This is a genomic window from Marinobacterium sp. YM272 (assembly GCF_050908845.1).
Taxonomy (GTDB): Bacteria; Pseudomonadota; Gammaproteobacteria; order Pseudomonadales; family Balneatricaceae; genus Marinobacterium_D.
Genome location: NZ_CP194171.1, coordinates 2707268 through 2732732 on the forward strand (window position 1 = coordinate 2707268; position 25465 = coordinate 2732732).

23 protein-coding genes are annotated in these 25465 nt (G+C 58.9%); 9 read left to right on the forward strand and 14 right to left on the reverse strand.

All coding sequences use genetic code 11. The annotated features are described in order from the left end of the window. Positions 1-176 precede the first annotated feature (176 nt). From ACQUQP_RS11985 to xdhA, 8 genes are read right to left on the reverse strand one after another with little or no spacing between them, the layout of a single operon-like run. A complete protein-coding gene (locus ACQUQP_RS11985; protein WP_432695264.1) occupies positions 177-1388 on the reverse strand; it encodes a urate hydroxylase PuuD in 1212 nt (403 codons plus the stop codon). Beyond that, positions 1389-2696: a guanine deaminase gene (gene guaD, locus ACQUQP_RS11990; protein ID WP_432695265.1), complete on the reverse strand. Its 1308-nt coding sequence runs from the start codon at positions 2694-2696 to the stop codon at positions 1389-1391. Continuing rightward, positions 2693-3202, reverse strand: a complete 510-nt coding sequence (locus ACQUQP_RS11995) for an ureidoglycolate lyase (RefSeq protein ID WP_432695266.1) — start codon at positions 3200-3202, stop codon at positions 2693-2695. Before ACQUQP_RS11995 ends, guaD begins: the two co-directional genes overlap by 4 nt. Positions 3203-3221: 19 nt before the next feature. Beyond that, positions 3222-3563 carry a hydroxyisourate hydrolase gene (gene uraH, locus ACQUQP_RS12000; protein ID WP_432695267.1) on the reverse strand — a complete coding sequence of 114 codons (342 nt, stop codon included), beginning with the start codon at positions 3561-3563 and terminating at the stop codon, positions 3222-3224. Positions 3564-3565: 2 nt separating this feature from the next. Next, positions 3566-4078 (reverse strand): 2-oxo-4-hydroxy-4-carboxy-5-ureidoimidazoline decarboxylase, encoded by a 513-nt coding sequence (gene uraD, locus ACQUQP_RS12005; protein ID WP_432695268.1) that lies wholly within the window; start codon positions 4076-4078, stop codon positions 3566-3568. After that, a complete protein-coding gene (gene xdhC, locus ACQUQP_RS12010) occupies positions 4068-4952 on the reverse strand; it encodes a xanthine dehydrogenase accessory protein XdhC (protein ID WP_432695269.1) in 885 nt (294 codons plus the stop codon). Before xdhC ends, uraD begins: the two co-directional genes overlap by 11 nt. Beyond that, positions 4949-7318 carry a xanthine dehydrogenase molybdopterin binding subunit gene (xdhB, locus tag ACQUQP_RS12015; RefSeq protein ID WP_432695270.1) on the reverse strand — a complete coding sequence of 790 codons (2370 nt, stop codon included), beginning with the start codon at positions 7316-7318 and terminating at the stop codon, positions 4949-4951. The genes xdhC and xdhB overlap by 4 nt, the downstream gene beginning before the upstream one ends. Further along, complete coding sequence (gene xdhA / locus ACQUQP_RS12020; protein ID WP_432695271.1) at positions 7311-8753, reverse strand: xanthine dehydrogenase small subunit; 1443 nt, start codon at positions 8751-8753, stop codon at positions 7311-7313. The genes xdhB and xdhA overlap by 8 nt, the downstream gene beginning before the upstream one ends. Positions 8754-9081: 328 nt before the next feature. Here xdhA and ACQUQP_RS12025 point away from each other — a divergent pair, with 328 nt between their 5' ends. The 9 genes from ACQUQP_RS12025 to ACQUQP_RS12065 all read left to right on the forward strand — a co-directional run bounded on the left by ACQUQP_RS12025 (position 9082) and on the right by ACQUQP_RS12065 (position 19323). Then, positions 9082-10620 carry an ABC transporter ATP-binding protein gene (locus ACQUQP_RS12025; RefSeq protein ID WP_432695272.1) on the forward strand — a complete coding sequence of 513 codons (1539 nt, stop codon included), beginning with the start codon at positions 9082-9084 and terminating at the stop codon, positions 10618-10620. Between the two features lie 19 nt (positions 10621-10639). Further along, positions 10640-11746 (forward strand): ABC transporter permease, encoded by a 1107-nt coding sequence (locus ACQUQP_RS12030; RefSeq protein ID WP_432695273.1) that lies wholly within the window; start codon positions 10640-10642, stop codon positions 11744-11746. Next, on the forward strand, positions 11746-12672 hold the full coding sequence (locus ACQUQP_RS12035; RefSeq protein WP_432695274.1) for an ABC transporter permease: 927 nt from the start codon (positions 11746-11748) through the stop codon (positions 12670-12672). Before ACQUQP_RS12030 ends, ACQUQP_RS12035 begins: the two co-directional genes overlap by 1 nt. Positions 12673-12684: 12 nt before the next feature. Further along, positions 12685-14049 carry an 8-oxoguanine deaminase gene (locus ACQUQP_RS12040; protein ID WP_432695275.1) on the forward strand — a complete coding sequence of 455 codons (1365 nt, stop codon included), beginning with the start codon at positions 12685-12687 and terminating at the stop codon, positions 14047-14049. 68 nt (positions 14050-14117) lie between these two features. After that, positions 14118-14615 (forward strand): xanthine phosphoribosyltransferase, encoded by a 498-nt coding sequence (gene gpt / locus ACQUQP_RS12045; protein WP_432695276.1) that lies wholly within the window; start codon positions 14118-14120, stop codon positions 14613-14615. Between the two features lie 212 nt (positions 14616-14827). Beyond that, entirely contained in the window at positions 14828-15925 is a 1098-nt protein-coding gene (locus ACQUQP_RS12050; RefSeq protein ID WP_432695277.1) for a BMP family ABC transporter substrate-binding protein, read from the forward strand. Positions 15926-16188: 263 nt separating this feature from the next. After that, positions 16189-18306: an ammonium transporter gene (gene amt, locus ACQUQP_RS12055; protein ID WP_432695278.1), complete on the forward strand. Its 2118-nt coding sequence runs from the start codon at positions 16189-16191 to the stop codon at positions 18304-18306. After that, positions 18284-18922, forward strand: coding sequence for a LuxR C-terminal-related transcriptional regulator (locus tag ACQUQP_RS12060; protein ID WP_432695279.1), 639 nt, complete (start codon positions 18284-18286; stop codon positions 18920-18922). Before amt ends, ACQUQP_RS12060 begins: the two co-directional genes overlap by 23 nt. Before the next feature lie 92 nt (positions 18923-19014). Further along, complete coding sequence (locus ACQUQP_RS12065; protein ID WP_432695280.1) at positions 19015-19323, forward strand: hypothetical protein; 309 nt, start codon at positions 19015-19017, stop codon at positions 19321-19323. Between the two features lie 187 nt (positions 19324-19510). Here ACQUQP_RS12065 and ACQUQP_RS12070 read toward each other — a convergent pair whose 3' ends face one another. The 6 genes from ACQUQP_RS12070 to pedF all read right to left on the reverse strand — a co-directional run bounded on the left by ACQUQP_RS12070 (position 19511) and on the right by pedF (position 25265). Next, positions 19511-21289 (reverse strand): PQQ-dependent methanol/ethanol family dehydrogenase, encoded by a 1779-nt coding sequence (locus ACQUQP_RS12070; protein WP_432695281.1) that lies wholly within the window; start codon positions 21287-21289, stop codon positions 19511-19513. A gap of 96 nt (positions 21290-21385) precedes the next feature. After that, positions 21386-22024, reverse strand: a complete 639-nt coding sequence (locus ACQUQP_RS12075) for an ATP-binding cassette domain-containing protein (protein WP_432695282.1) — start codon at positions 22022-22024, stop codon at positions 21386-21388. Continuing rightward, entirely contained in the window at positions 22017-22775 is a 759-nt protein-coding gene (locus ACQUQP_RS12080; protein ID WP_432695283.1) for an ABC transporter permease, read from the reverse strand. Before ACQUQP_RS12080 ends, ACQUQP_RS12075 begins: the two co-directional genes overlap by 8 nt. Continuing rightward, the gene (locus ACQUQP_RS12085) at positions 22775-23728 is read right to left on the reverse strand and encodes an ABC transporter substrate-binding protein (protein WP_432695284.1); all 954 of its coding nucleotides are present in this window, start codon (positions 23726-23728) and stop codon (positions 22775-22777) included. The genes ACQUQP_RS12080 and ACQUQP_RS12085 overlap by 1 nt, the downstream gene beginning before the upstream one ends. A 180-nt stretch (positions 23729-23908) precedes the next feature. After that, a complete protein-coding gene (locus ACQUQP_RS12090; RefSeq protein WP_432695285.1) occupies positions 23909-24838 on the reverse strand; it encodes a substrate-binding periplasmic protein in 930 nt (309 codons plus the stop codon). Then, complete coding sequence (pedF, locus tag ACQUQP_RS12095; RefSeq protein ID WP_432695286.1) at positions 24822-25265, reverse strand: cytochrome c-550 PedF; 444 nt, start codon at positions 25263-25265, stop codon at positions 24822-24824. The genes ACQUQP_RS12090 and pedF overlap by 17 nt, the downstream gene beginning before the upstream one ends. Positions 25266-25465: the final 200 nt, after the last annotated feature.

Consider the following 25465-nt stretch of genomic DNA (forward strand, 5'->3'; position numbering starts at 1 on the left):
TCGCAGTGGTATCGGCTATGGATTGGTGACGTGCCGGTAGTGGCATGGTCTTTCGTCATGCCGAAAAATGCCAGCACAGGCTTGAGGGCTCGGTTGCAAAGGAGAGGGAATAAGCGGGGATATGTAAATTAAAAGCGCGGAACGACACTGAACGTCCGCGCTTTTAATTGAAGGCCTCAGTTCGCCTTGCGCTGCTCCGCGATCCAGGCACCCAGCTGCGCCCTTTCCTCATCGGTCATGCCAGTTTTGTTAAGAAACGGCATATCGTGGGTCAGCACCGAACGCGCTTCGATACGATCCATCCAGCGGCTCACCTGATCAGCGGTATCAAACATCACCCCCGACGGTGCCACGGTAAATACATCGTCACTGGGGGTTGCACTGTGGCAGGCGCTGCAGCGGGTCTGCACCAGAGCCACCGCTTCGGCATCACTGATCACTGCACCGCTGTGCTCCGGTATTTCACGCGGTGCCGGACGCACCACCAGGATCAGTACGCAGAACGCCAGAAATGCGGAGATCAGGATCCAGGGTTTTACCACGCCCTGGTGACGCAGGTTGAAGAAATGACGCGCCCAGGCACCGATCAACACCAGTGCACCGAGGATCAACCAGCCATAGTCATGCCCATAGGTCATCGGGTAGTGGTTGCTGAGCATGATGAACAGCACCGGCAGTGTGGCGTAGTTGTTGTGCGTCGAGCGCAGTTTCGCCATCAGCGCGGGCTTGGGATCGGGTGCCACACCGCGCTTAACCGCATCGACCAGGCCTCGCTGGGCCGGCATGATGCCGAAGAAGACGTTGCCCGCCATGCAGGTACCGATCAGCGCACCAACGTGGATGTACGCTGCGCGATCACCGAATACCTGGCTCAGGCCCCAGGCGATGGCGGTGATAATCACCAGCATCACCACGCCGAACGTCAGGCCATGGTTGACCAGCGGCGAACGGCAGGCCGCCTCGTAGATGATAAAACCACCCAGCAGTGTCGCCACGCTGATACCGATCGCCTGCCATTCGGTCAGGTCCGCCTTGCCAGGATCGATCAGGTAGCTGCTTGCACCCACGTAATAGAGCAGACTCATCAGCAATGCACCGGTGATCCAGGTGGAGTACGCCTCCCACTTGAACCAGTGAAGATGCTTCGGCATCGACTCCGGCGCCAGCTGGTACTTGGCGATCTCGTAGAAGCCACCGCCGTGGATCGACCAAAGATCCCCTTTTATGCCCTTGTCTTTTTTCCACTGGGGCGGCTCTTCCAGCGAGTTATCCAGCCAGACGAAATAGAAAGATGCACCGATCCAGGCGATCGCCGTGACCACATGCAGAAAACGCAGTAGTAGATGCAGCCAGTCATACAGATAGGCGGTGAGTTGAGCGTCAATCACTTATGATTCCCTCCTGTGGGCGATCTCTCCCATAACCCAGGTGGTGTCGATAAGCCGATCATCACCCAGGGTGTTGAGTACAAAAAGTGTTTCAAACAGCGAACGGCAGCGTTCGGTGCGGAATTTAAGGAAGGGTGTGGCGTGCAGATCGATGCAGATGAAGTCTGCCTCGCAGCCTGGCTCAAAGTTGCCAATGGTACCTTCCAGATCAAGCGCACGGGCGCCGCCCAGCGTGGCCAGGTAGAGCGCACGAAACGGATCCAGCTTCTTGCCGCGCATCGCCTGCACCTTGTAGGCATCGGCCAGGGTTTCGAACATGGAAAAGCTGGTGCCGCCGCCCACATCCGTGCCGACGCCTACCTGCACGCCCTTTTCACTGAGCCGGTCCAGCTCGAACAGACCGGAACCCAGGAACAGGTTCGACGTGGGGCAATGCGCGATCGCGGAGCCAGTCGTGCTCAGACGGTCACAGGCCTCATCACAGAGATGGATTCCGTGGGCGAATACGCTGCGCTCTGACAGCAGACCAGCCTGGTCGTAGACATCGAGATAATGTTTCGACCGGGGAAACAGCTCTGCGACCCAGGCGCACTCCTCGACGTTTTCCGCCAGATGTGTGTGCATGTAAACGTCGGGATATTCCTGCAGCAGCTTGCCGGCCAGCTCCAGCTGACGATCGCTGCTGGTGGGCGCAAAGCGTGGCGTTACCGCGTACTGCAGGCGGTCAACGCCGTGCCAACGCTCGATCAGCGCCCTGGAGTCGGTGTAGCTCTGCTCCGCCTCATCGCAGATAAAATCAGGCGCATTGCGGTCCATCATCACCTTGCCGGCGATCATCCGCAGGCGGCGCTGCTGTGCTTCGCTGAAGAAGGCATCCACCGACGCCGGATGCACGGTACCGAATACCAGCGCTGTAGTGGTGCCGTTTTTCAGCAGCTCATCGAGAAACACCGCGGCGATCTCGTGGCCGTAGTCTTCATCGCCGAACTTGCTCTCCACCGGAAAGGTATAGGTTTCCAGCCACTCCAGCAGACGTTCTCCGTAGGCAGCGATCATCTCCGTCTGCGGGTAATGAATATGTGTATCGATAAACCCGGGCAGAATCAGGTGATGCGTGTACTCATGCAGCTCGATCGACTCAGGCAGCTCGGCAAACAGCTCATCATAGCTGCCGGTTTTTTTAACCCGGCCGTTCTCCAGCCAGAGAATACCGTCCTCGATATAGCGCCAGGCTTGATCAGCACGAAGGGCCGGATCATCGATAAAATCGAGAATCGCGCCCCGGATCGCTTTCTGCTGCTGGCTCATCCGGCAAGGATCTCCGCCATGGCGGACAGGTCGATTTCCACCTGCTCCGGCAGTTCCGCCTCGTCACAGTTGGGACCCTCGCCACCGCGGTCGATAACGATAAAATCGCTACGGCTATTCAGCGCCAGGCAGAAGTGATGCCAGGTGCCCCGCGCGTAGTTCACCCCCTGATCAGGTCGCGCGATAAACGCCTTGAGCTTGCTGGCGTCAAACTCCCCCGCCGGTGCCACCACGACCAGGTAAGGCTCGCTCCCCATCGGGATAAACGCCTGGGACGACAGCGGATGGCGCTCCATGATCTTGAGGTGCAACGGCAACGGCAGCGGGTTCGAGCGGAAGATACTGACGATCGCCTTGCCCTCTTTTTCGCTCAGGTCCAGGTTGGCCAGGTCGTGGTGGCGCTCGGTGTGACCGTAGTTGATGATCATCGGATCAGCGCCGGTCTGAATCAGGTCACCGTAGGGTGCGAACGCTTCTGCAGTTAGTGGTTCTGGTTTAAGTATCATTTCTATCTCTTTGTTTCTATTAACTTCCGCGATAGGTCGAGTAACCAAAAGGACTCAACAGCAGCGGTATATGGTAGTGCTCGCCTGCGGCGCTCACCATGAATTCGATATCGGCACGCGGGTAAAACATCGCCCCGCCCTGGGCGACAAAATAGGGCTCCAGCTCAAAGCGCATCCGATAACGGCCTGCCGCCAGATCTTCCATGTCTGGCAGAAGGTCCGCCACACGGCCGTCGTGATCGGTGACTCCCTCAGCCAGGGTTTCCCAGCTGTCGCCCTTCATCACGGCCAGCGCCAGTGAGACGCCTTCCGCGGGACAACCCCTGGCGGTATCGAGAATATGGGTGGTGATCTGACTCATGTTCACTCCTGCTCCGCTAACATTTTTTCCAGGCGCAGGCGGGTGATCTTCGCCTGCTCACCTGCCGCAATTGCAAGCTCATCGGTCAGGTCGTTATTCAGACGTGCTTGGAGCAGCGCCAGCATCTCTGCTGCGGTTTTGCCGGTGGCGCAGACAATAAAGATAAAGCCGAAGCGCTTTTCGTACTCGCTATTGCCATCGGCCAACGCCTGCAGCACCTCATCACTGGCCACTGCAGCGCCGGACTGTTCACCCGCCGCCAGCTGCTTGGTACTGGCATATTTCTCTTTCAGGGAGCTGACATCACCGATCTTCGGATGCCCCTCAAAGGCCTCCAGGTAATCCGGCATCGAAAGCTGCGACCAGATCTCATCGGCGCACTGGTACAACGCCTCGACATCCGCAAACGGGCGCGCAGCGCACATCCGCTCAACCCAACGGGTGGCGACACAGCACTGGCGCAGGCTATTCTCACACTCTGCAGGCGCGAGCTGATTAAAAGATTCAAGCTTCATGATCTGTTTCTCTGTCGTGGTGTTCAGCACCCTCGCCATCTATCCCTTCAGTGAACACCTGTTTAAGCGTGCGCCAGTCGATACCGCTGTTGACCGGTTTTTCCGGCATATCGGCCTGGTAAAAGCTGATCAGCTGGGCCGCTATCGAAACAGCAACCTCCATCGGGCGTTTGCCGCCCACGTCGGCAAGACCCACCGGGCAGATCATCTGCTCGATCCGGGATGAGTCGTAACCGCGGTGCTCCAGCCGCTGCCGGAAGCGCCGCGCCTTGGTCAGGGAGCCGATCACGCCTAGATAGCCGCTATCCCTGCGTTTCAGCACCGCTTCGGTAAGCTCAAAATCGAGCTGGTGGTTATGGGTCAGGACCAGGATATAGGCGCCGGGACTCGCGGTTGCAATTTCCGCCACCGGATCATCGGTCAGGCAGGTGGTGACATTGGCCGGTACCTGGTCAGGAAACATCCCGTCCCGGTTATCGATCCAGCGCACCCGCAGGGGCAGACCGCCAAGCACTGGAATCAGCGCCCTGGCCACATGCCCTGCGCCAAACACCAGCAACTCCCTACCGCGAGGTGCAAAGTATTCAAACAGCACCGAGACCTGGCCGCCGCAACACTGGCCCAGGCTTGCCCCCAGGGGATACTGCTGCAGCGATTGGGTATCGGCAGGTTGCAGCAGCAACTGCCGCGCCTGCTGGATCGCCTTGAACTCTAGATGACCACCGCCGATGGTGTCGTAGCTCTGCTCGGCGGTAACCAGCATCTTGCTGCCAGACTCTCTCGGTGTGGAGCCACGGGTACCGATCAACGTGACCATCACATAGGCTTCACCCCGGCACTGAAGTTCGGCGAGCGCCTCGCCCCAGGTGTTCACGACTGGCCTCCGGCCCTGCGCGCCGCTTCCCGGGTCGCCATCACCGCCTCCAGCACCCGCTCGGGTGTAGCCGGCGTATCCAGATCCGGGCTGACACGATACTCCGCCAGACTGGCGATCGCATCGCGCAGCGCGGACCAGACCGAGATCGCCAGCATAAAGGGGGGTTCGCCCACTGCTTTGGAGTGATATACCGTCTCTTCATCGTTATCGCGCTCAAACAGGGACACCTTGAAGCGCGGGGGTGTATCGCTGATGGCGGGGATCTTGTAGTTGGCCGGGCTGTTACTGGCCAGCTGCCCTTCGGCGTTCCACTTCAGCTCCTCCGTGGTCAGCCAGCCCATCCCCTGGATAAAGCCGCCTTCGATCTGGCCCAGGTCCACCGCCGGATTAAGGCTGCGACCCACATCATGAAGGATATCCACGGCCAGAACGCGATACTCGCCGGTCAGGGTATCGATCAGCACTTCGGACACCGCGGCGCCGTTGGCGAAGTAGAAGAAGGGTCGCCCTTTCGCCTGCTCCCGGTCGTACCAGATCTTCGGAGTGCTGTAATAACCGGTGGCCGATAACGAGACCCGATTGATGTAGGCAAACTGTGCGGCTTCCGGGAAACTCATGCTCTCCTCTTTGCCCTGGCCGGCATCCCAGTGCACCCGGCCGGACTCGAAGCGAACAGCGTCCAGGCTTGAACCCTTATGTTCGGCGATACATTCACTGATGCGCTTTTTCAGCTCCAGTGCAGCATTGCGCGCCGCCTGGCCGTTCAGATCGGTACCGCTCGAGGCCGCCGTCGGCGAGGTGTTGGGTACCTTGTCGGTGCGGGTAGCGGTGATCTGGATCTCATCGACACTGACCGACAGCGCCTCGGCAACGATCTGCACCACCTTGGTATGCAGCCCCTGTCCCATCTCGGTACCGCCGTGATTCACCTGGATGCTGCCATCGGTATAGATGTGCACCAGGGCGCCTGCCTGATTCAGATGCTGCAGGGTGAAGGAGATGCCGAACTTCACCGGCGTTAACGCCAGGCCGCGCTTGAGTACCTGACTGCTGGCGTTCCAGTCGGCAATCTCCCGACGCCGGCTGCGATAATCGCTGCTCTCCTCCAGCCGCTCGATCAGCTCCGGCAGCAGGTTGTGTTCCACCTGCTGATGATAGGGGGTCAGATCGCGCCCGTTACCGCCGTATAGGTTGATCTTGCGCACATCCAGAGGATCGCGGCCCACGGTGCGGGCGATATCATCCATGGCGCGCTCGATAATCATCATCCCCTGTGGGCCACCGAAGCCACGATACGCAGTATGGGACACCGTATTGGTCATGCAGCGATGGCCATCGATACTGACATGGGGAATGAAATACGCGTTATCGGCATGGAACATGGCCCGATCGACGATGGCGTCGGACAGGTCGGGCGAATGGCCACAGTTACCGGTCACGGCGATTTTGGCCCCCAGTAAACGCCCCTGAAGATCGAAGCCGATCTCGTAACGGTTGTAAAACGGATGGCGTTTGCCGGTCATCGGCATATCGTCGCAGCGCGGCAGGCGCAGCTTTACGGCCTTTCCGCTCTTGCTCGCTAGCAATGCCGCCATGCAGGCCCAGGGGGCGCCCTGGGTTTCCTTGCCGCCAAAGCCGCCACCCATACGGCGCATATCCACGGTGATCCGGTTGGCCGGCACATCCAGCACTTCCGCCACCAGTTTCTGTACCTCGCTGGGGTGCTGGGTCGAGCTATAGACCAGCATGCCGCCATCCTCGGCGGGCACCGCCAGTGCCGCCTGTCCCTCCAGGTAAAAATGCTCCTGTCCGCCCAGGTGCTGCTCGGCACTGAGCGTCAAAGCCGCCTCTTCGATGGCGCTTTTGGCATCACCACGCTGCATGTGATGGGAGGGACGCACAAACGCCTGCTCTTTGAGCGCACGGGTCACATCGAGCAACGGCTCACGGGACTCGTAATCGATCACCGCTTTTTTCACCGCCCGACGTGCCTGCGCCTCGGTTTCGGCCGCAACAACGAAGATCGGCTGGCCGGCGTACTTGATCTCCTCATCTGTTAACAGCGGGTCACCTGGAAACACCGGGCCTATATCGACGTGGCCGGGTATATCACTGACCTCCAGCAGCGCCACCACACCCTCACTGGCACGCACGCCACTGAGATCCAGACTGCGGATATGCCCGCGCGCAATAGTGCTGAAGCCTACCGCCGCATACAGTGTGCCGCGGGGTTCAACTATATCGTCCACGTAGACCGCCGCACCGGAAACATGTTTGGCCGCGCTTTCGTGGGCGCGGGCCACACCGGTGGCGCCGCTGGTGGCGGACTGCCTTGCCTCTGAAACAGGACTCAGATTACGCATACTGCACCACCTCGAGCGGTTGCCGGGTTGGATTATTGTCTTCGAGTACCGCACGCAGCAGCAGGTTTTGCGCAACCATCAAGCGGTAACGCCCGCTGGCGCGCACATCGTCGATCGGTGAAAAGTCGTCCGCCAACGCCTGCTGCGCCGCCTGAATACCGGCTTCGGTAAACGGCTGTCCGACCAATGCTTTCTCAGCCTCTGTCGCCCGCGCCGGTGTCGCTGCCATGCCACCAAAGCCCAGTCGCGCCTCGCTGACGATGCCATCGACGATGGTCAGGCCAAAGGCCGCGCAGACTGCGGAGATATCGTCATCGAGACGCTTGGAGACCTTGTAGACATAGAGTTGGCGCTCAGGAATCAGTGGGATCTCGATCTGCTCGATAAAACCCAACTCGGGCAGCGCCGTCTGTCGGTAACCGGTAAAGAAATCATCGATGGCGACCGCTTCACAGTGGTTACCGCTGCGCACATGAATCTGTGCATTAAGCGCCAGCAGCACTGGCGGTGTATCACCGATAGGCGAGGCGTTGGCAACATTGCCACCGAGCGTGCCCTGATTGCGGATCTGCAGGGAACCGAGCCGGTCCAGCAGGTGTGCGAAGGCGGGGAAGTGCTGTTTCAGCAACGGCTCTGCCTGGCTGTAAGTAACACCGCCACCGATCAGCAGGGCGGTATCCGTTTGCATTATTTCGTTCATCTCTGCGACCCGGCCGGTGTAGATCAGCACCTCCGGCTGCTGCAGCTGCTGAGTGACATCCAGCGCCAGGTCAGTGCCACCGGCCAACAGCCGGGCCTGGGGATAGGCCTGTAGCAGCGAGGCGAGCTCATCACTGCATGAGGGTATATAGAAACGCCGGTTTCCCTGAGTCAGCGAGGCGGTCGGGGAATCCCGAAGGATCTGCATAAGCCGCTCCCGAATCTGATCCTCGGACGCGGAAAACTGATCCTTTGCCCCCTTGCCCGCCAGGCTCAACGCGGCATCGATAATCGGACGGTAGCCGGTACAGCGGCACAGGTTGCCCGCCAGGGCTCGCTCCACATCCGTCCGAGACGGTGTGTCACAACTTTTATAGAGGGCGAACATCGACATGATAAAACCGGGCGTACAGAAACCACACTGGGATCCGTGCAGGTCGACCATCGCCTGCTGAACCGGATGCAGCGCACCGCTGCTCTGCAGGTGCTCCACGGTAAGCAACTGTTTGCCGTGCAGCGTTGCCACGAAGGTGATGCAACTGTTAAGGCTCGTGTACCTCAGCCCCTCATGAGCCGGTTCGGCAACCACCAGCGTACAGGCACCACAGTCGCCCGAAGCGCAGCCCTCTTTGGTGCCGCGTTGCCCCATGCCGGTGCGCAGATACTCCAGAACGCTAACATCAGGGGCGCAATCTTCAAGACTGACCAACTGATCATTCAGTAGAAATTGGATCATCCCAAGCACCGCTCCACTCTATTGAGGAAATCAACTTTCCAAATTCAGATTCCAGTCTAAGCTACTGTTTACATTATAGTTTAAATCAAGGATCCCGATGTACGGCGATCCTGTCCGATGTCAGGAGGAAACTCGCTTCCGGGGTCGTTATAATCCCGCCCGTTAAATCTGGCCGTTCAGTCAGCTAAGCAGGGAAAGTGCCAAAACTGACCATTTAGTCAACTTAAATAAAAACTAACCTTTTGGTCAGGTTTTTGCATTCCTAATCGGCAGTTTTTATTTTTAGCCGTTTTACCGGCATGACGTTAAACAACACAGAGCAGAGCCCATGGCCGAACCACACATCACGCCCCCGAGGCTGACGTTGCGCGGGATCACCAAGATCTACCCCGGTTGCGTCGCCAACGACTCCATTGACCTCAATATAGAAGCTGCCGAGATTCACGCCCTGCTTGGCGAAAACGGTGCCGGCAAAAGTACGCTGATGAAGGTGATCTACGGCCTGGTCAAAGCCGACCGGGGTGAGGTTCTCTGGGACGGGCTGCCGATCGATATCAAGGATCCCGCCCAGGCACGCAAACTGGGTATCGGCATGGTGTTTCAGCATTTCTCGCTGTTTGAGACGCTGACGGTCACTGAAAACATCGCTCTGGCACTGGGCGACGATGCCGGCGACCTGCCTTCCCTGGCCAAACGCATCCGTGAAGTGTCGGAAAAATATGGCATGGCGCTGAACCCGGATCGTGAAGTACATACCCTGTCCGTGGGTGAACGTCAGCGGGTGGAGATCGTCCGCTGCCTGGTTCAGCCGATCAAACTGCTGATTCTTGATGAGCCCACCTCCGTGCTGACACCCCAGGAGGTTGAAACCCTCTTTATCACCCTGCGCAAGCTTGCCGAGGAAGGCTGTTCGATACTGTTTATCAGCCACAAACTCGATGAGGTCCGCGCCCTCTGCCATAACGCGACGATTCTTCGCGGCGGACGTGTTTCGGGCGAGTGCAAGCCGGCGGACGAAAGTTCACAGAGCATTGCGCGGATGATGGTGGGCGACGATACGCCAATCAGCACCGATTACCCCAAGGTCCTCGGTAAAGAGCCGTTCCTGCAGGTGCGCGGCCTGAACCGGGTCAGTGATGATCCGTTCGGCACCGACCTGCACCACATCAGTTTCGATGTCCACGCCGGCGAGATACTCGGTATCGCCGGCGTGGCCGGTAACGGTCAGGAGGAGCTGCTCGGAGCGCTGAGCGGTGAGGACCAGGTGGAGAACCACGATGCGATCCACTTCCCCCATGGCCCTATCGGGCACCTGTCACCACGAGAGCGTCGCGCTGCCGGTATGGCATTTGTGCCGGAGGAGCGTCTTGGACGCGGCGCTGTGCCGGACATGAGCCTGAAGGACAACGCGCTGCTGACCGGCTTTCTGACCGGGCTGGTTAAGCGCGGCATGATCTCCCACAGCAAGACCCGCAACTTCGCCAGGGAGATTATCGAGCGCTACCGGGTGAAAACGCCGGGCACCGAAACCCATGCGGAGAGCCTCTCCGGCGGTAACCTGCAGAAATTCATCATCGGGCGCGAGATCATGCAGAATCCGCAACTGCTGATCGCTGCACACCCAACCTGGGGGGTCGATATCGGCGCCGCCACCGCCATCCACAAGGCGTTGATCGAACTGCGCGACAAGGGCGCGGCGATCCTGGTGGTCTCTGAAGATATCGACGAGCTGTTCCAGATCTCCGATCGCATCGGCGCCATCTGCCACGGCCGTATCTCTCCCATCAAACCCACACCTGAAACGACCATCAATGAAGTCGGCCGCTGGATGGCGGGCGAATTCGATGATGTCGCCATCAGCGCCTGATTGAGCCCGAGGAACAACGATGATCAAACTCGAACCCCGCGGCCAGCACTCAAAACTGATGGCCTGGCTGTCACCGGTGCTGGCTGGCGTACTGACACTGATCAGCGGCGCGATTCTGTTCGCCCTGCTTGGTCAGGATCCACTGGAAGCGCTGCACACCCTGCTTATTCTGCCGGTCTCCGATGTTTACGGTGTCGCCGAGCTTTGCGTCAAAGCCGCGCCTATCCTGCTCTGTGCCATCGGGCTGTCGGTGGTATTCAAGGCCAAGGTCTGGAATATCGGTGCCGAGGGTCAGCTGCTGATGGGCGGCCTGATCGGCAGTGCCGCTGCCCTCGCTCTGATCGATGCCGAAGGCGGCTGGGTGCTGCCGCTGGTACTGATCGCCGGTATGGCCGGTGGCGCACTCTGGGCGGCACTGGCTGCCTGGTTGAAAACAGCGTTCAACGCCAACGAGATCCTCACCACCATCATGTTGAACTATATCGCCCTGAACCTGCTGATCTGGGCGGTGCATGGACCACTGAAAGATCCGGACGGGTTTAACTTCCCGGAATCGGCGATGTTCTCCGACTCGGCGTTGATTCCGACACTGATCGAGGGCACCCGCATCCACTACGGCATGCTATTCGCGCTGCTGGCGGTGGTGGTGATCTGGGTGCTGCTGAGCCGCTCTTTCCTCGGCTTCCAGATCAAGGTACTGGGGCTGGATGCCAGTGCCGCACGCCTGGCCGGATTCAGGGAAAAGCGCCTGGTCTGGATCGCGCTGCTGATCAGCGGAGCACTGGCGGGACTTGCCGGTGTCGGCGAGGTGGCCGGCCCCCTCGGGCAACTGGTGCCCTCCATCTCTCCCGGATACGGCTACGCGGCTATTATCGTGGCTTTTCTCGGACGCCTGCACCCGGTGGGTATTCTGCTCGCCACGCTGCTGATGGCACTGATTTACATGGGCGGTGAAATGGCGCAGATCACACTGGGCCTGCCGGTGGCATTGACCGGCCTGTTCCAGGGCATGCTGCTGTTCTACCTGCTTGCCTGCGATGTGCTTATCAACTTCCGCATCCGTATTCCCGCGCTGGCCAAACCGGCCGTTGAAACCCTGGCTGTCAAAGAAGAGGCTGCCCACTGATGGATATCGATCTGCTTTCCAACATTCTGTATGCCATGGTGCGCACCGGAACCCCGCTGCTGCTGATCGCCCTGGGCGAGCTGGTCTGCGAAAAGAGCGGCGTACTCAACCTGGGTCAGGAGGGGATGGTGCTGATGGGCGCCGTGGCCGGTTTCGTGGCGGCCCTGTTGAGCGGCAGCCTGATGCTCGGTTTCCTGCTGGCGATCGCCGCCGGTATCGCCATGTCGCTGCTGTTCGGCTTTATCGCCCTGGGTCTGAACGCCAATCAGGTGGCTACCGGACTTGCTCTGACCATTTTCGGTACCGGGCTATCCGCGTTTATCGGCAGTGATTTTGTCGGCAAACCGATCGATGGCCTGGAGCCGATCGCGGTGCCGCTGCTCAGCCAGCTTCCTTTGCTGGGCAAGATGCTGTTTACCCAGGACCTGGTAGTTTACCTGTCGTTTTTCCTGTTCGCGGCGGTGTACTGGTTCTTCCGCTCCTCCCGCCCCGGCCTGGTAGTCAAGGCGGTGGGCGAGAACCCGCATGCGGCCAACGCCATCGGCCTGCCGGTGATGCGTACGCGTTACCTGGCGGTGATGTTCGGCGGCGCCATGGCGGGACTGGCGGGCGGTTACCTGTCGATCGCCTATACACCGCTCTGGGCCGAAAACATGAGCGCCGGGCGCGGCTGGATCGCGTTGGCACTGGTGGTGTTCGCCAGCTGGAAAGTGGAGCGTGTCCTGCTTGGCGCCTGGCTCTTCGGCCTGGCCAGCATTCTGCACCTGGTGTTCCAGGGACTCGGCTTCTCGATCTCCTCGAACCTGCTGGCTACCCTGCCCTATGCGGCGACGATCCTGGTGCTGGTGATTCTGTCGCGCAACCAGGTACGCGCGCGTCTGCTGGCGCCGATGTCACTGGGCAAACCGTTTCACGCCACCAGTTAAGGAATCGCTGCCATGTCTAACAACAAACGCATCTGGATCGCCAACCCACTGGGGATCTTCACCGGCAACGGCGCTGATGCCGGCGCCGGTCTGGTGATCGAGGGCACCAGGATCCTGGAGCTGGTGGCTCGCGGACAAACCCCGTCGGTCGACTGGGATGAACGTTTCGATGCATCAAAGCACGTGGTCATCCCGGGACTGATCAACACCCATCACCACTTCTACCAGACCCTGACCCGGGCACTGCCCGCCGCGCTCAACAAGGAACTGTTTCCCTGGCTGAAGACGCTTTACCCGGTCTGGGCCGGGCTGGAGCCGGATATGCTAAGTGCAGCGACGGAGCTTGCCTTAACCGAGCTGCTGATGTCCGGTTGCACCACCGCCGCCGACCATCACTACCTGTTCCCGTCCGCCCTTGAGGAGGCGGTGGACTTACAGGTTGAAGCTGCGGCCAAGATCGGGATGCGCGTAACCCTGACCCGTGGCTCCATGAGTCTGGGCGAAGATCAGGGTGGCCTGCCGCCCCGTACTGTTGTGCAGACTGAAGAAACCATTCTGGCCGACAGCGAACGTCTGATTCAGCGATACCACGACGCCGCTGAAGGCGCGATGGTGCAGATTGCACTGGCGCCCTGCTCGCCGTTCTCGGTTACCACCGGGCTGATGCGGGACACCGCCACCCTGGCGCAAAAATATAACGTGCGGACCCACACTCACCTGGCCGAAACCCTGGACGAGGAGGCGTTCTGTCAGCAGCAATTTGGTCTGCGCACCGTGGACTACCTGGAAAGTGTCGGCTGGCTCAACGAACGCAGCTGGCTCGCCCACGGCATCCACTTCAACGCCGACGAGATCGAGCGCCTGGGTGCAGCCGGTGTCGGTATCGCCCACTGTCCAAACTCCAACATGATGCTCGCTTCCGGCATCTGCCAGGTGCAGGCGCTGGAAGCCGCCGGTTGTCCGGTGGGTATCGCCGTGGACGGCTCCGCCTCCAACGACTGTTCCAACATGATTCAGGAGGTACGCCAGGCGATGTATCTGCAGCGCCTGCGCTACGGCTCTTCACAAGTGCATCACCAGCATGCACTGCGCTGGGGAACCCAGGGGTCCGCGGCCGTGCTCGGCCGGGATGATATCGGTGAACTGGCAGCCAGCAAACAGGCGGACATCGCCCTGTTCACGCTGGATGAGCTACGCTTCAGCGGTGCCCATGACCCGCTGGCCGCGCTGCTACTGTGCGGGGCCCACCAGGCCGATGCGGTGATGGTGGCAGGCCAGTGGCGGGTTCGGGATGGCAAGCCGGTGGATATAGAGATTCCGGCACTGCTTGAGAAACACCGCGCTGCCGCAGCGCGCCTGGCGGCGAAGGTTAGTTGACTCAGCGACTGGCAAAACCTGACCGAACAGTTAAAATCTGCGCCTTTTTCAGTTGAGGAGACTAGACGATGACCAATCCATACCATATGGATTTCCCCGTATCCTGGGACGAACTGCACCGCAACGCCCGAGCCCTCTCTCTGCGCCTGCTCGACAAGGGCCCCTGGAAAGGGATCATCGCCATCACCCGCGGCGGCCTGGTACCGGCTGCCATTCTCGCGCGGGAGATGGATATCCGTCTGATCGACACCATCTGCGTTGTCAGTTACGGCAAGAGCGATACCAGCGGCACCCAGGCCCAGCAGGGTGAACTGAACGTTCTGAAGGCGGTGGAAGGCGATGGTGAAGGGATGCTGTTGATCGATGACCTGGTCGATACCGGCAAAACAGCCAAGTATGTGCGCGAAATGCTGCCCAAGGCACACTTTGCGACGTTGTACGCCAAACCGGCCGGCAAGCCGCTGGTTGATACCTTTATCACCGAGGTCAGCCAGGATACCTGGATCCGCTTCCCCTGGGATATGGCCTACACCTTCGCCACGCCGCTGGCGGACCGTGACGACTAAACGCGTCCTAGGATCCAGGATAGGGCCGCCAACGCCCTCTGACGGTGCACCAGGCTATTAAAAACCCGCGGTGGCAGTGTAAAACCGGCGCAGTCTGGACGATTCAACAAACCTGAACACATGGTCAGCTTTTTGCATCAGTTAAACGAATCGGAAACTTGATAAGATCGCACCAGACTCGGGTGCACGGTACAACACAAGGAGAACACTGCATGAAACGTCGTCAATTCAACAAACTGCTCACCGGCATGGCCGCCGGCATCGGTCTGAGTACGGCCCTGATGTCCGGCCAGGCGGTTGCAACCACCGACCCGCTGAAGGTCGGCTTTGTTTACGTCGGGCCGATCGGTGACCATGGTTGGTCCTACCAGCACGATCAGGGACGCCTCGCCGTTGAAGAGCATTTTGGTGATAAGGTCGAAACCACCTTTGTTGAAAACGTGCCGGAAGGCGCCGATGCCGAGCGTGTTATCCGTAACCTGGCCCAGAGCGGCCATGACCTGATCTTTACCACCTCTTTCGGTTTCATGAACCCCACGGTCAAGGTCGCCAAGCGCTACCCGAATGTAAAGTTCGAGCACGCCACCGGTTACAAGATGGCCGACAACCTTGGCACCTACATCTCCAAGACCTATGAAGGCCGCTACGTGGCCGGCTATGTGGCCTCGCAGATGACCAAGACCAACAAGATCGGTTACATCGCCTCCTTCCCGATCCCGGAAGTGATCCGCGATATCAATACCGTCCAGCTGGCCCTGAACAAGTACAACCCGGACGCTGAGCTGAAGATCATCTGGGTGAACAGCTGGTTCGACCCGGGTAAGGAAGCCGATGCCGCCAACGCCATGATGGACCAGGGCGTGGACGTGATTCTGCAGCATACCGACAGCCCCGCCGCCATGCAGGCCGCCGAGCGCCGTGGCAAATACGCCGTTGGCCAGGCTTCTGACATGTCCAGCTTCGGCCCCAATGCCCACCTGCTTTCTGTCGTTGACGAGTGGGGTCCCCACTACATCGCCCAGACCCAGAAGGTGATGGACGGCACCTGGGAAAGCAAGGCAATGGTTGAGGGCATGACTGAAGGCGCCATCGTGATCCCGAGTTTTAACGACTCTATCCCGGATGACGTGGTTGCCGAAGCCAAGCGTCTGACCGCGGGTATCCAGGATGGCAGCATCCATCCGTTTGCAGGCCCGGTGACCAACCAGGCCGGCGAGGTGATAGTCGCGGAAGGCGAAGTACTTAGCTGGGAAGAGCTTGAAAAAATGAACTGGTACGTCGAAGGTATCGACGCCGAGCTGCCCAAGTAACCAGCTCCGCTGGAACAGCAAGGGCCAGTGACCTGGAGCCTGCAGAGGCTTGCGGGTCACTGGCCCTTTTTCATGCCTGGCGCCCCTCTACTGCCCTGCCCAGCGCTGTGACGATGAGCTTTACCCGTATGAATCGGGCTCATACTTATGGCCAGTGCTTAAAAATAAATACGCATTATCCTTACGTCTATCGACAAATCGACGTCTAGACTTTGTTTCACCGCCCACGCCGGATGCCGGGTGAAATGCTCAGGGACAGTGACATGACGCTCAATGATATAGACGTATTCTGGGTCTTGCTCTGCGCCTGCCTCGTCTGGATCATGCAGGCCGGATTCCTTTGCCTGGAATCCGGGATGACCCGTTCCAAGAACAACATCAACGTGGCGCTGAAGAACATCTGCGATAACGCCACCTCGATCTTCCTGTTCTGGCTGATCGGCTTCTCCATCGCGTTCGGCGTGCCATTTAGCGCCCCGCTCGGTGAAGACAACTACTACCTGTTTCACTCCACAGAAAACACGCTGAACGCCTTTTTCGTGTTTCAGGCGGTATTCTGCAGTACCTGCTGCACCATCGTGTCCGGCGCTGCTGCAGAGCGCCTCAGGTTCATTATGTACCCGATCCTTGTGGCGATTATCGCCGGCCTGATCTACCCGGTGGCCGTCAATCTGAGCTGGGGCGGCAGCCTGATAGACAATGGGCAAGGGTTTCTGCTCGAAATGGGCTTCTATGACTTTGCCGGCTCCACCGTCGTGCACTCCACCGGCGGCTGGATCGCGCTGGCACTGGTTATGATCATCGGCTCGCGAATCGGTCGTTTCGACCGGGAAGGCAACCCGCATACGATTCAGGGCAGCAATCTGACCCTGTCGGCCCTGGGCGTGCTGATTCTGTGGTTCGGCTGGATGGGCTTCAACGGTGGCAGCGCCTATAACTTCAGCTCCGATATCGGCATCATACTGAGCAACACTCTGATTGCCGGTTCCGCGTCGCTGGTATTCACCCTGATACTGATCCACCGTCGGGGCGAGGCACCAGCACCGGAAGATCTGTTCAATGGCGCGCTTGGTGGCCTGGTCGGCATCACCGCCTCCGCCGACTGTGTCACCTCCCTGTCCGCCGTACTGATCGGGGCCGGATCGGCCGTCAGTGTGCTGGTCACCGCCAAACTGCTGCTCAGATATCGATTGGACGATGCAGTCGGCGCGGTACCCGTGCATCTGGGCGCCGGTATCTGGGGGACACTTGCCGCCGGCATCTTCTGCGATCTGGATATCATCGGTTCCGGTCTTGGCCGGCTTGAGCAGATTGTCGTACAGCTCGCGGGGATCGGTATAACCGGTCTCTGGGCCTTCGGCTCAGCCTACCTGCTGTTCCGGCTGATCAACACCTATTACCCGTTCCGCGTGTCACCCCAGGACGAGAGTGTCGGCCTCAATATCAGCGAACACCGGGCCTCCTCGGAGCTTTATGAACTGATCGCGTTCATGCAGTACCAGTCCGACACCGGCAATATTAACCGCCCCGCCCCTACGGATCAGTTTACCGAGCTTGGGATCGTCGGCATGGCCTACAACCACGTGTTAAATACCGTGCGTCTCAAAGAGGAGAAGCTGAAACACAGCAACTCCCAGCTGGAAGCCGCCAATGAAAGCCTGCGCACATACGATCAGCTGGTCGCCCATGATCTGCGTAACCCGCTGTCGGTGATCAGCGCCTATGCGGCCATGTTGCAGGAGGAGCCGGAGGGAGAACATAAACACAGTGAATATGTCGAGCGTATTCGCCGCTCTTCCGACGATGCGATGAAAATCATTCGTGAGCTGCTGAATTTTTCCCGCGCCTCGCACGAGCTGGAAACGCTCAAGCCAGTCGATCTGGAAGAGGTGTTATACAACGTCCGTGTCCACCTGACCCCGCTTATCGAGGAGAAAAAGGCGAAGATCTCCATCGACTGCAAGGTCAGACATCTATATTTCAACGAGTTTGCCCTGCACCAGGTACTGGTCAACCTGATCAGCAACGCGATCAAGTACACCCCCGCCGAGCGTGTTCCGTCTATCGAGGTACGTTCCCTGTCAGACAACGGCAGAGATCTGGTCGAGGTCGAGGACCACGGCATAGGTATCGACCCGGAGCAGCTCGACCGGTTGTTCGACAAGCACCAGCGTGTGCACTCCAGTGTGAACACCAGTGGTTACGGCATCGGCCTGTACAGCGCAAAGAAGCTTCTCCAAAGCGCAGGCGCTACGATCAATGTGCGCTCGGAGCTTGAAAAAGGCAGCTGTTTTACACTCGGTTTCGCTCCTGTTCCGGCACAGAGTCCAACCCGGAACACAGACACAGGGAATAACAATGAACCGCGCCCTATTGCTTGAGGACTATGTGGAATGGTCCATCCTGATGGAGACGGCCATTAAACTGGCGTTTGGCAATCTCGATATTCACCTGGCGACCAGTATCAAAACCGCCAACGCCCTGCTGGATCGACAGGCTTTCGACCTGGCCGTTATCGATCTCAATCTGCCGGACGGGTCCGGCCTTGAGATCCTGCAGCGTCTTCATAAAGAGCAGCCCAACGCGCACTGTGTAATTGCAACGGTGTCCGATGACGATGACAGCCTGTTCGATTCGCTCCGCGCCGGTGCCAACGGCTATCTGCTCAAGTCCGAACCTCCACAGCTGCTGGCAGAGCACCTTAAGGGGATACTCCTCGGCCAGCCGCCGCTATCCCCCTCGATGGCAACCCGCATCATTTCCCATTTCAGTGAACCGCCGCAACCGCACAACCAGCTCGATACAGTGCTTACGGCACGGGAGCAGGAGGTGTTGAAACTGATAGCCCAGGGCGCCTCCCGCAAGCAGATTGCGCGCGACCTGGATATCTCCCCACATACCGCCTGCGACCACGTCAAAGCGATCTACAAGAAGCTGAAAGTGACCTCCCGCGTTGAAGCTACCCGGGTTGCCCTGGATAAGGGACTGGCAGGATAAAGAACCTCCCCCCCTATCGAGGGGATAGCGAGCGCCCACAGCCGGACTAGCCTTTGAGGTGAGACTTCTTAGTTAGCCTTTGGAGAGCCGCTATGAATACAATGACGTTTCGCGGACACTGGTATGCAGTAGAAGGCATTATCGTCGCCAGTGCGCTGATCTTTTACATCGGTGTAAACCTGCCATCCTCGCTCAAATATGAGGAGGCCCTTTCCGAGACCGAAACAGGCACTGTGATCCAGGAAAACACGCGACGAGGCACACGGAGCTATAGCGCCAGTGACATCGCCCTGATCAGCAGTGACGACCTTGAGCGCCGCCGGGTACGCGCTGATGCCAGCATCACTGCTGACAATATCGCTCCGGAGTTCGACGACCGCCGCAACCGCGCCGATTACTGACGCGACAATTAGGGGAAGGGGAAAACAGGTTCAGTAAGACGATTACCGCCACAGCGAACCCGGTTACTGATACCGCGCGAAACAGCTGCAACCCCGTTCAGAGAGGATCGCCACCGGCACGGTAAATCGGTCACAACCAATAATGAAAAAGGGCCCTCAGGCCCTTTTTTGCTAACAGGTTGTCAGATTAACGGCTGGCCATCTCGGCGCTGGCCGGCAGTTTGAAGGTCCAGACGGATCCACCCTGGTTCAGGTGTTTGACGCGCTGGGCCACCTTGCCACCCCAGAGCGGTACCGCACCACCCCAGCCGGAGACAACGGAGACGTACTGTTCGCCGTCCATTTCCCAGGTGATCGGGGAGCCGACGATGCCGGAACCGGTGTTGAACTTGTACAACATCTCGCCTGATTTCGCGTCAAACGCCATAAGGTAGCCTTCCGGGTTACCGGTGAAGACCAGGTTACCCGCAGTGGCCAGAACCCCACCCCAGAGCGGAGCGTAGTTCTCATAGCGCCAGGCTTCTTTGCCGGTTTTCGGATCGATGGCGCGCAGCACACCGATGTAATCTTCGTTGATCGGCTCAATGGTAAAGCCTGCACCGAGGTAAGCTGCACCTTTCTTGTAGTTGACCGGTTCGTTCCAGATATCCATCTGCCATTCGTTGGAAGGCACATAGAAGTAACCGGTGTCCTGACTGTAGGCCATCGGCATCCAGTTTTTGCCGCCGAGGAAGGACGGTGCTGATTTCACCACTTCGCCCTTCTCTTCGCCTGACGGGTTACCCGGACGACCGCTGTCAATCAGGATCGGACGACCCTTATCATCCAGGCCTTCAGCCCAGGTGATCTTGTCGACAAACGGGAAGCCGCGGATGAAATCGCCGTTTTCGCGGTTCAGTACGTAGAAGAAGCCGTTACGGTCAGCAGTGGCCGCTGCCTTGACTGTCTTGCCGCCCTCTTCGTAATCGAAGGAGATCAGCTCGTTGACACCGTCAAAGTCCCAACCGTCGTGCGGAGTGGACTGGAAGTGCCATTTGATACTGCCGTCATTGGGATCGATGGCAAGACGTGAAGAGGAGAACAAGTTGTCACCCGGACGCATGTGGGAGTTCCAGGGAGCCGGGTTACCGGTACCGATCAGGATGCTGTCGGTGTCCGGATCGTAGTAGCCGCCCAGCCAGGTGGCTGCGCCGCCGGTTTTCCAGAGGTCGCCCGGCCAGGTTTCACCTGGAGCAGCGCCGGAAATGCCATTTTCGACCTTCTCGCCATCTTTGTAGATGTAACCCATGTGACCCTCGACGGTCGGACGGGTCCAGACGAGATCACCGGTGGTGGCATCGTAGGCTTCTACCTTACCGACCACACCAAACTCACCACCGGATACACCGGTGATGACCTTGCCCTTGATAATCATCGGTGCAGCGGTCAGGGAGTAACCTTCCTGATAGTCAGCGACGGTTTTCTTCCAGACGGTTTTACCGGTGTCCTTGTTCAGTGCCACCAGCTTGGCATCCAGGGTACCGAAGATCACCAGGTCGCCATACAACGCGACACCACGGTTGATGACGTCACAGCACGGCATGATGCCGTCCGGCAGACGCGCGTTGTATTCCCAGAGCTCTTCGCCGGTTTTGACATCGACTGCGAACACCCGAGAATAGGAACCGGTGACGTACATGACGCCATCCTTGACCAGCGGCTGAGATTCCTGGCCACGCTGTTTTTCACCACCGAAGGAGAAGGACCATACCGGGCGCAGCTCCTGGACGTTATCGGAATTCAGTTTGGTCAGAGGGCTGAAGCGCTGCCCCTGAACACCCAGTCCGTTGGTAACCACATCTTCCGTGGTCATCTGGTCGTTCAAAATATCTTCGTCGGTTACACCGGCCTGTGCAACGCTGGCCGTAGACATCGCTGCAACCAGGGCAGTAACTGCAAAGCCTGTACTGAGCCCGATTCGTTTCATTGTCTTCTCCTTGCGGAATAATTCTTATTGGATTCGGGTGTTTCCCGTACAACCGGGATTTCGTCCCGATTCTGAATCTATTTTTGTTGGCGGCTGTTAAACCAACAATTGACCAGCCGAAGCACTTTTCTCCTCACTTGGTAGTAATACCTGCCCCGATTGGGGGTCAATTTGATGGACCCGGGCACCGATACGCGCTGCATCAGCTAGATCGTGAGAGACCATCACCAGCGCCATGCGCGGTCGCCGCTCTAGCAGCCGATGTACCAGGCCGAGCATCCGCTCCGCCGTGGCCGGGTCCAGGGAAACCAGAGGTTCATCCAGCAGCAACAGGTCCGGCTCCAGTGCCAGCGCCCGGGCCAGGGCTACACGGCGGGCCATACCCAACGAGAGTTCACGGGGATAGCGGTTGGCTGCATCGAGCAGCCCCACCTCATCAAGCAGATCCAGGACAAGGGAGCGATCGGCACAGACCAATCGCAGGTTTTCCATCACCGTGCGCCAGGGCAACAGACGCGGTTCCTGAAACATGTAGGCGATGCCGGGCTCGGGATCCGCGAGCCGACGCTGGCCGCTAAACGCCCTATCCAGCCCGCCAATGATATTCAGCAGCGTTGTCTTACCAGAGCCGGAGGGGCCAACCAGGGCCAGGCGGTCGCCCGGCGAGATAGTCAGATGGATATCGCACAGTAGCGTCGCGTCGTAGCTTTTGCGTTCCAGTGCAATTTCAAGCATTTTGAAGCCCCCCCTGCCAACGCCGGGCACGCCGCTCCACCGGCTGCAACAGGCCCCACTCGATCAGCTGAACAACAGCGATAAAGCTGAAGCTGTATGCCAGGATCGTCGTCACATCAAACAACTGAAACGCCAGGTGCAGCTGGAATCCGATACCATCCGAGCGACCCAGCAGCTCGACAACCAGCACGATTTTCCAGATCAGCGCCAGCCCTGTGCGCATCGACGCCATCAGGTAGGGAAAGAGTTGCGGCAACCAGAGGTCTTTCACCTTCTGCCATCGACTGAAGCGGCAAAGCTCGGCCATCTCTTCCAGCTCCGGATCGAGACTGCGAGCCCCCTCGCGAAGCGTTGCCGCCACGTTCGGCACCTTGTTGATGATGACCGCCAAAACCGCGGCGGCCTCCACCAGCCCCATCCAGACATACAGCAGAATGATCACGACCAGTGCCGGGAGATTCAGCATCAACACCAGCAGCGGGTCGAGCAACCGGTTGGCAAGGAGGGATCGCCCCATCACCCAGCCAAGCAGAGTGCCAAGCACCATGGCAACAGCAAAGGCGATAGCCACGCGACTGAGCGTGACGAGCAGATGGTGCTGCAGCGCACCGCTCTGCCATTCATCGAGTATGCTGTGCATCACCGCCAGCGGCCCCGGTAGCAGCGGATCTGCGATCAGTGTGGCAACAAGCTGCCAGAGCAGCAGCAAGGTGCCGGTCACCAGCAGGTAGTCACGCAGGCGACTGTTCATCAGCCAGCCACACCGCTGAACAGGTCGACAGGCAACGCCTGCTCCTGACTTCTGAGCAGCGGCCAGGCACGTTTGGCCGACTCCTGCATCGACTCACTGATCCCTGGCTCCGGCTCGCCAAGACGGTAGTTCTGCTTCAGCGCGTTGAACACAGCGTCGACATCGGCACGCATCAACGGTCGGATCGGCTCCCAGGGCTGATCCTCACGAAGATCCTGCTTTGCCTCGGAGATGGAGCGGGCAAATGCATCTGCAAGCTGCAGGTTTTCAGTTATCCAAGACCGGTTGGCAAGATAGCCCAGCATCGGCAGCCGGGCGTCGAGTCCAAGCATCTCGCTGATAGCGGCTGCGCTGATCGCGGGTTTAAAGTCGCCAGTCGCCTCGAGGCGGGCGGCGAAATGCCAGAAAGTGAGCAGTGCATCCAGCCGTCCTGCCTGTAGCTCCCTGTTCAGCAGAGGTGGCGCACCATAACTGATCTCAGCCTGGGAAGAGAGGTCTATACCCAGCGTCGCCGCAGCGGCCTGCAGCAACTTCCAGCTTTTGCCCTGGGGCCCACCGGCTACACCGATCCGTTTGCCTTTCAGGTCCTCAAGTCCTGCAATATCGCTCCCTGTTGGCACCATCATCTCGCCTATCCGGCTGGAGAACGGAATAAACCTGAGCGGAGCGCCCTGCAGCGTCCGCTCCGCGGCCCAGACCCAGTCGGCGACAATCCAGTCCACATTACCGGCCGTCAACGCGAGTCGTCCTGCCGAGCTGTTGGCCAGCGGCATCAGTTCCAGGCGGTATCCATGTTTCCGATCGATACCTGCGTTCTGGATATGCGCCAGCTCCCAGTGGGCGGTGCCGAACTGCAACATGCCCACTTTCACACGTGGGAGCGCCTCATCGGCGTAAAGCACGGCGGGAAAATAGAGGACGACGAGAATAAGGATACGGAACAGTGTGGGCATGGGGTGTAGCTCTTATTGGTCTTATTAATGACCTTCCACGCTAATCCGATCTACTGTGCCGCCCCATACTACTTTCGACCCTGTTTAGGCGGTAGCTGGAGGGCATTTGGTCGTACATAAAAAAGCCCGGACCAGCCGGGCGCCGCAAATAAACGACAAGAACAACAACGACGAGGGTCGTCAGGGAGTGGTAATGTACAAACTCGGGCTTTCGTAAGTCACACCGTATTGGGCGAACAGCTCTTCCATACTGCCATCACGGATCATGCGGTCGAACAGGCTCTCCACCGCGTAACCCAGGTCTCGATCTGCCTCACCGACGGCAATACCTATATCCCAGACCTGCTTTCCCATGGCCGGAAAGCCGTTTTCCGCCAGACGGTATCGGGAGCTGTTTTCACGCTTCAGGAGCCAGTCGATTTCGCTTCTCATGCCCATCACAGCCGACACTTCGCCCTCTTTCATTGCCTTAAAGGCAACCCGGGGATTGGTGTAATGATGGGTTTTATCGCGCATCCTCCCCTGCATTGCGGAGGTCAGGTAAAAAGCCGGCAGGCTGTCCACTTCCACACCGATGGGGTGGTACTGGAATTTCGCCAGCGTGCGAACGGAATCAAGCTTTTCGCTGTCGTAGGTCAGTTGCCAACGCTCCTGATGATAGGGAGACATCATCACTACAAGGTCATTGATGATCAGTCCCATCGAATCGCGCTTGTAGGCGTAATCTCGGTCGTAAGGAACCCGCATCATGACGTCAGCAACGTTTTTCATCGCCAGCGGATTATTCTCGTCTTTATCCAGGTAATGCCCTTTCCAGACGTTATTGCGCAGATCGTCGTCCAGGGTTTCATCAGGCGTCATCCAGTGCAGGCGCATCTCGACACCGAGTTCATCGGCGATCTCTTTACCCAGATCTACGTCGATACCTGCTGGTTCACCGTCCCGCTCGAAGGAATAAGGTGGGAAATCCCGGTAAACCCCGATGCGGACAAAACCCGAGTCGACCACGTCATCATAGATTCGGGCCTGGGCCTGCTCGCTGCCTGCCAGAAGGCAGGCAGGCAGGAGCCAGGAGGCCACAAAACTGGAGAGCTTACTGCATTTCATCATGCCGCACGTCCAGGTAGCTCTTGATCGCCCAGAGTGCTTCCTGACTCAGGTAATCGGCCATCTTGGGCATGTAGACCTTGCCATCTCGGACTGCACCGTTAATGACACGGTATTTGTACCAGTCGTCGCCGTCGAAGTCCGGCGCGAGCAGGCGCAGGTCTGGCGCGATACCACCGGAGATAGCCTCCAGGCCATGACAACGTGCACAGTTCTGGTTATAGGCTGATGAACCGATCTCGACAGCGCGCTCAAAAGCGTCAGTATCGCGATAAGGGTTGGTATCGGGCCACTCTTCACCCAGAGCCGGCAGCCCCTCGGTATTCACACCCTGAGGTGTTACGTCACCGTGGGCCATCGCCAGAGAAGTACCACCCAGCGCAAACAGCGCAGACAGTGTCAGTGCAGGAATAGAACGTCGCTTAGCCATGATTTATCACCCATTTTTGTTATAAGACGGCAGGTGTTTCGAGGTTGGGTACACACGAGAACACAATCTTGGCAATCATAATGGCCGATCTCACGCGCTCCTTGGATTGCACCTTGGCAGGTTTGGGCAGGGTCTTTAGTAGTAGTTCTGGCTGGTAAATAGCCATTAACCGGGCTGGCGCGGCCAGAAATAACGGAGCG

Excerpts from the sequence above, each read along its gene's own strand:
- xdhA (WP_432695271.1), bottom strand. The coding sequence starts at position 8,753 with ATGATCCAATTTCTACTGAATGATCAGTTGGTCAGTCTTGAAGATTGC.
- ACQUQP_RS12050 (WP_432695277.1), top strand. The coding sequence starts at position 14,828 with ATGAAACGTCGTCAATTCAACAAACTGCTCACCGGCATGGCCGCCGGC.
- ACQUQP_RS12090 (WP_432695285.1), bottom strand. The coding sequence starts at position 24,838 with ATGATGAAATGCAGTAAGCTCTCCAGTTTTGTGGCCTCCTGGCTCCTG.
- xdhB (WP_432695270.1), bottom strand. The coding sequence starts at position 7,318 with ATGCGTAATCTGAGTCCTGTTTCAGAGGCAAGGCAGTCCGCCACCAGC.
- uraH (WP_432695267.1), bottom strand. The coding sequence starts at position 3,563 with ATGAGTCAGATCACCACCCATATTCTCGATACCGCCAGGGGTTGTCCC.
- ACQUQP_RS12035 (WP_432695274.1), top strand. The coding sequence starts at position 11,746 with ATGGATATCGATCTGCTTTCCAACATTCTGTATGCCATGGTGCGCACC.
- gpt (WP_432695276.1), top strand. The coding sequence starts at position 14,118 with ATGACCAATCCATACCATATGGATTTCCCCGTATCCTGGGACGAACTG.
- ACQUQP_RS12025 (WP_432695272.1), top strand. The coding sequence starts at position 9,082 with ATGGCCGAACCACACATCACGCCCCCGAGGCTGACGTTGCGCGGGATC.
- pedF (WP_432695286.1), bottom strand. The coding sequence starts at position 25,265 with ATGGCTAAGCGACGTTCTATTCCTGCACTGACACTGTCTGCGCTGTTT.
- ACQUQP_RS12060 (WP_432695279.1), top strand. The coding sequence starts at position 18,284 with ATGAACCGCGCCCTATTGCTTGAGGACTATGTGGAATGGTCCATCCTG.
- ACQUQP_RS12070 (WP_432695281.1), bottom strand. The coding sequence starts at position 21,289 with ATGAAACGAATCGGGCTCAGTACAGGCTTTGCAGTTACTGCCCTGGTT.
- uraD (WP_432695268.1), bottom strand. The coding sequence starts at position 4,078 with ATGAAGCTTGAATCTTTTAATCAGCTCGCGCCTGCAGAGTGTGAGAAT.
- amt (WP_432695278.1), top strand. The coding sequence starts at position 16,189 with ATGACGCTCAATGATATAGACGTATTCTGGGTCTTGCTCTGCGCCTGC.
- ACQUQP_RS12075 (WP_432695282.1), bottom strand. The coding sequence starts at position 22,024 with ATGCTTGAAATTGCACTGGAACGCAAAAGCTACGACGCGACGCTACTG.
- guaD (WP_432695265.1), bottom strand. The coding sequence starts at position 2,696 with ATGAGCCAGCAGCAGAAAGCGATCCGGGGCGCGATTCTCGATTTTATC.
- ACQUQP_RS12085 (WP_432695284.1), bottom strand. The coding sequence starts at position 23,728 with ATGCCCACACTGTTCCGTATCCTTATTCTCGTCGTCCTCTATTTTCCC.
- ACQUQP_RS12030 (WP_432695273.1), top strand. The coding sequence starts at position 10,640 with ATGATCAAACTCGAACCCCGCGGCCAGCACTCAAAACTGATGGCCTGG.
- ACQUQP_RS12080 (WP_432695283.1), bottom strand. The coding sequence starts at position 22,775 with ATGAACAGTCGCCTGCGTGACTACCTGCTGGTGACCGGCACCTTGCTG.
- ACQUQP_RS12065 (WP_432695280.1), top strand. The coding sequence starts at position 19,015 with ATGAATACAATGACGTTTCGCGGACACTGGTATGCAGTAGAAGGCATT.
- ACQUQP_RS12040 (WP_432695275.1), top strand. The coding sequence starts at position 12,685 with ATGTCTAACAACAAACGCATCTGGATCGCCAACCCACTGGGGATCTTC.
- ACQUQP_RS11995 (WP_432695266.1), bottom strand. The coding sequence starts at position 3,202 with ATGATACTTAAACCAGAACCACTAACTGCAGAAGCGTTCGCACCCTAC.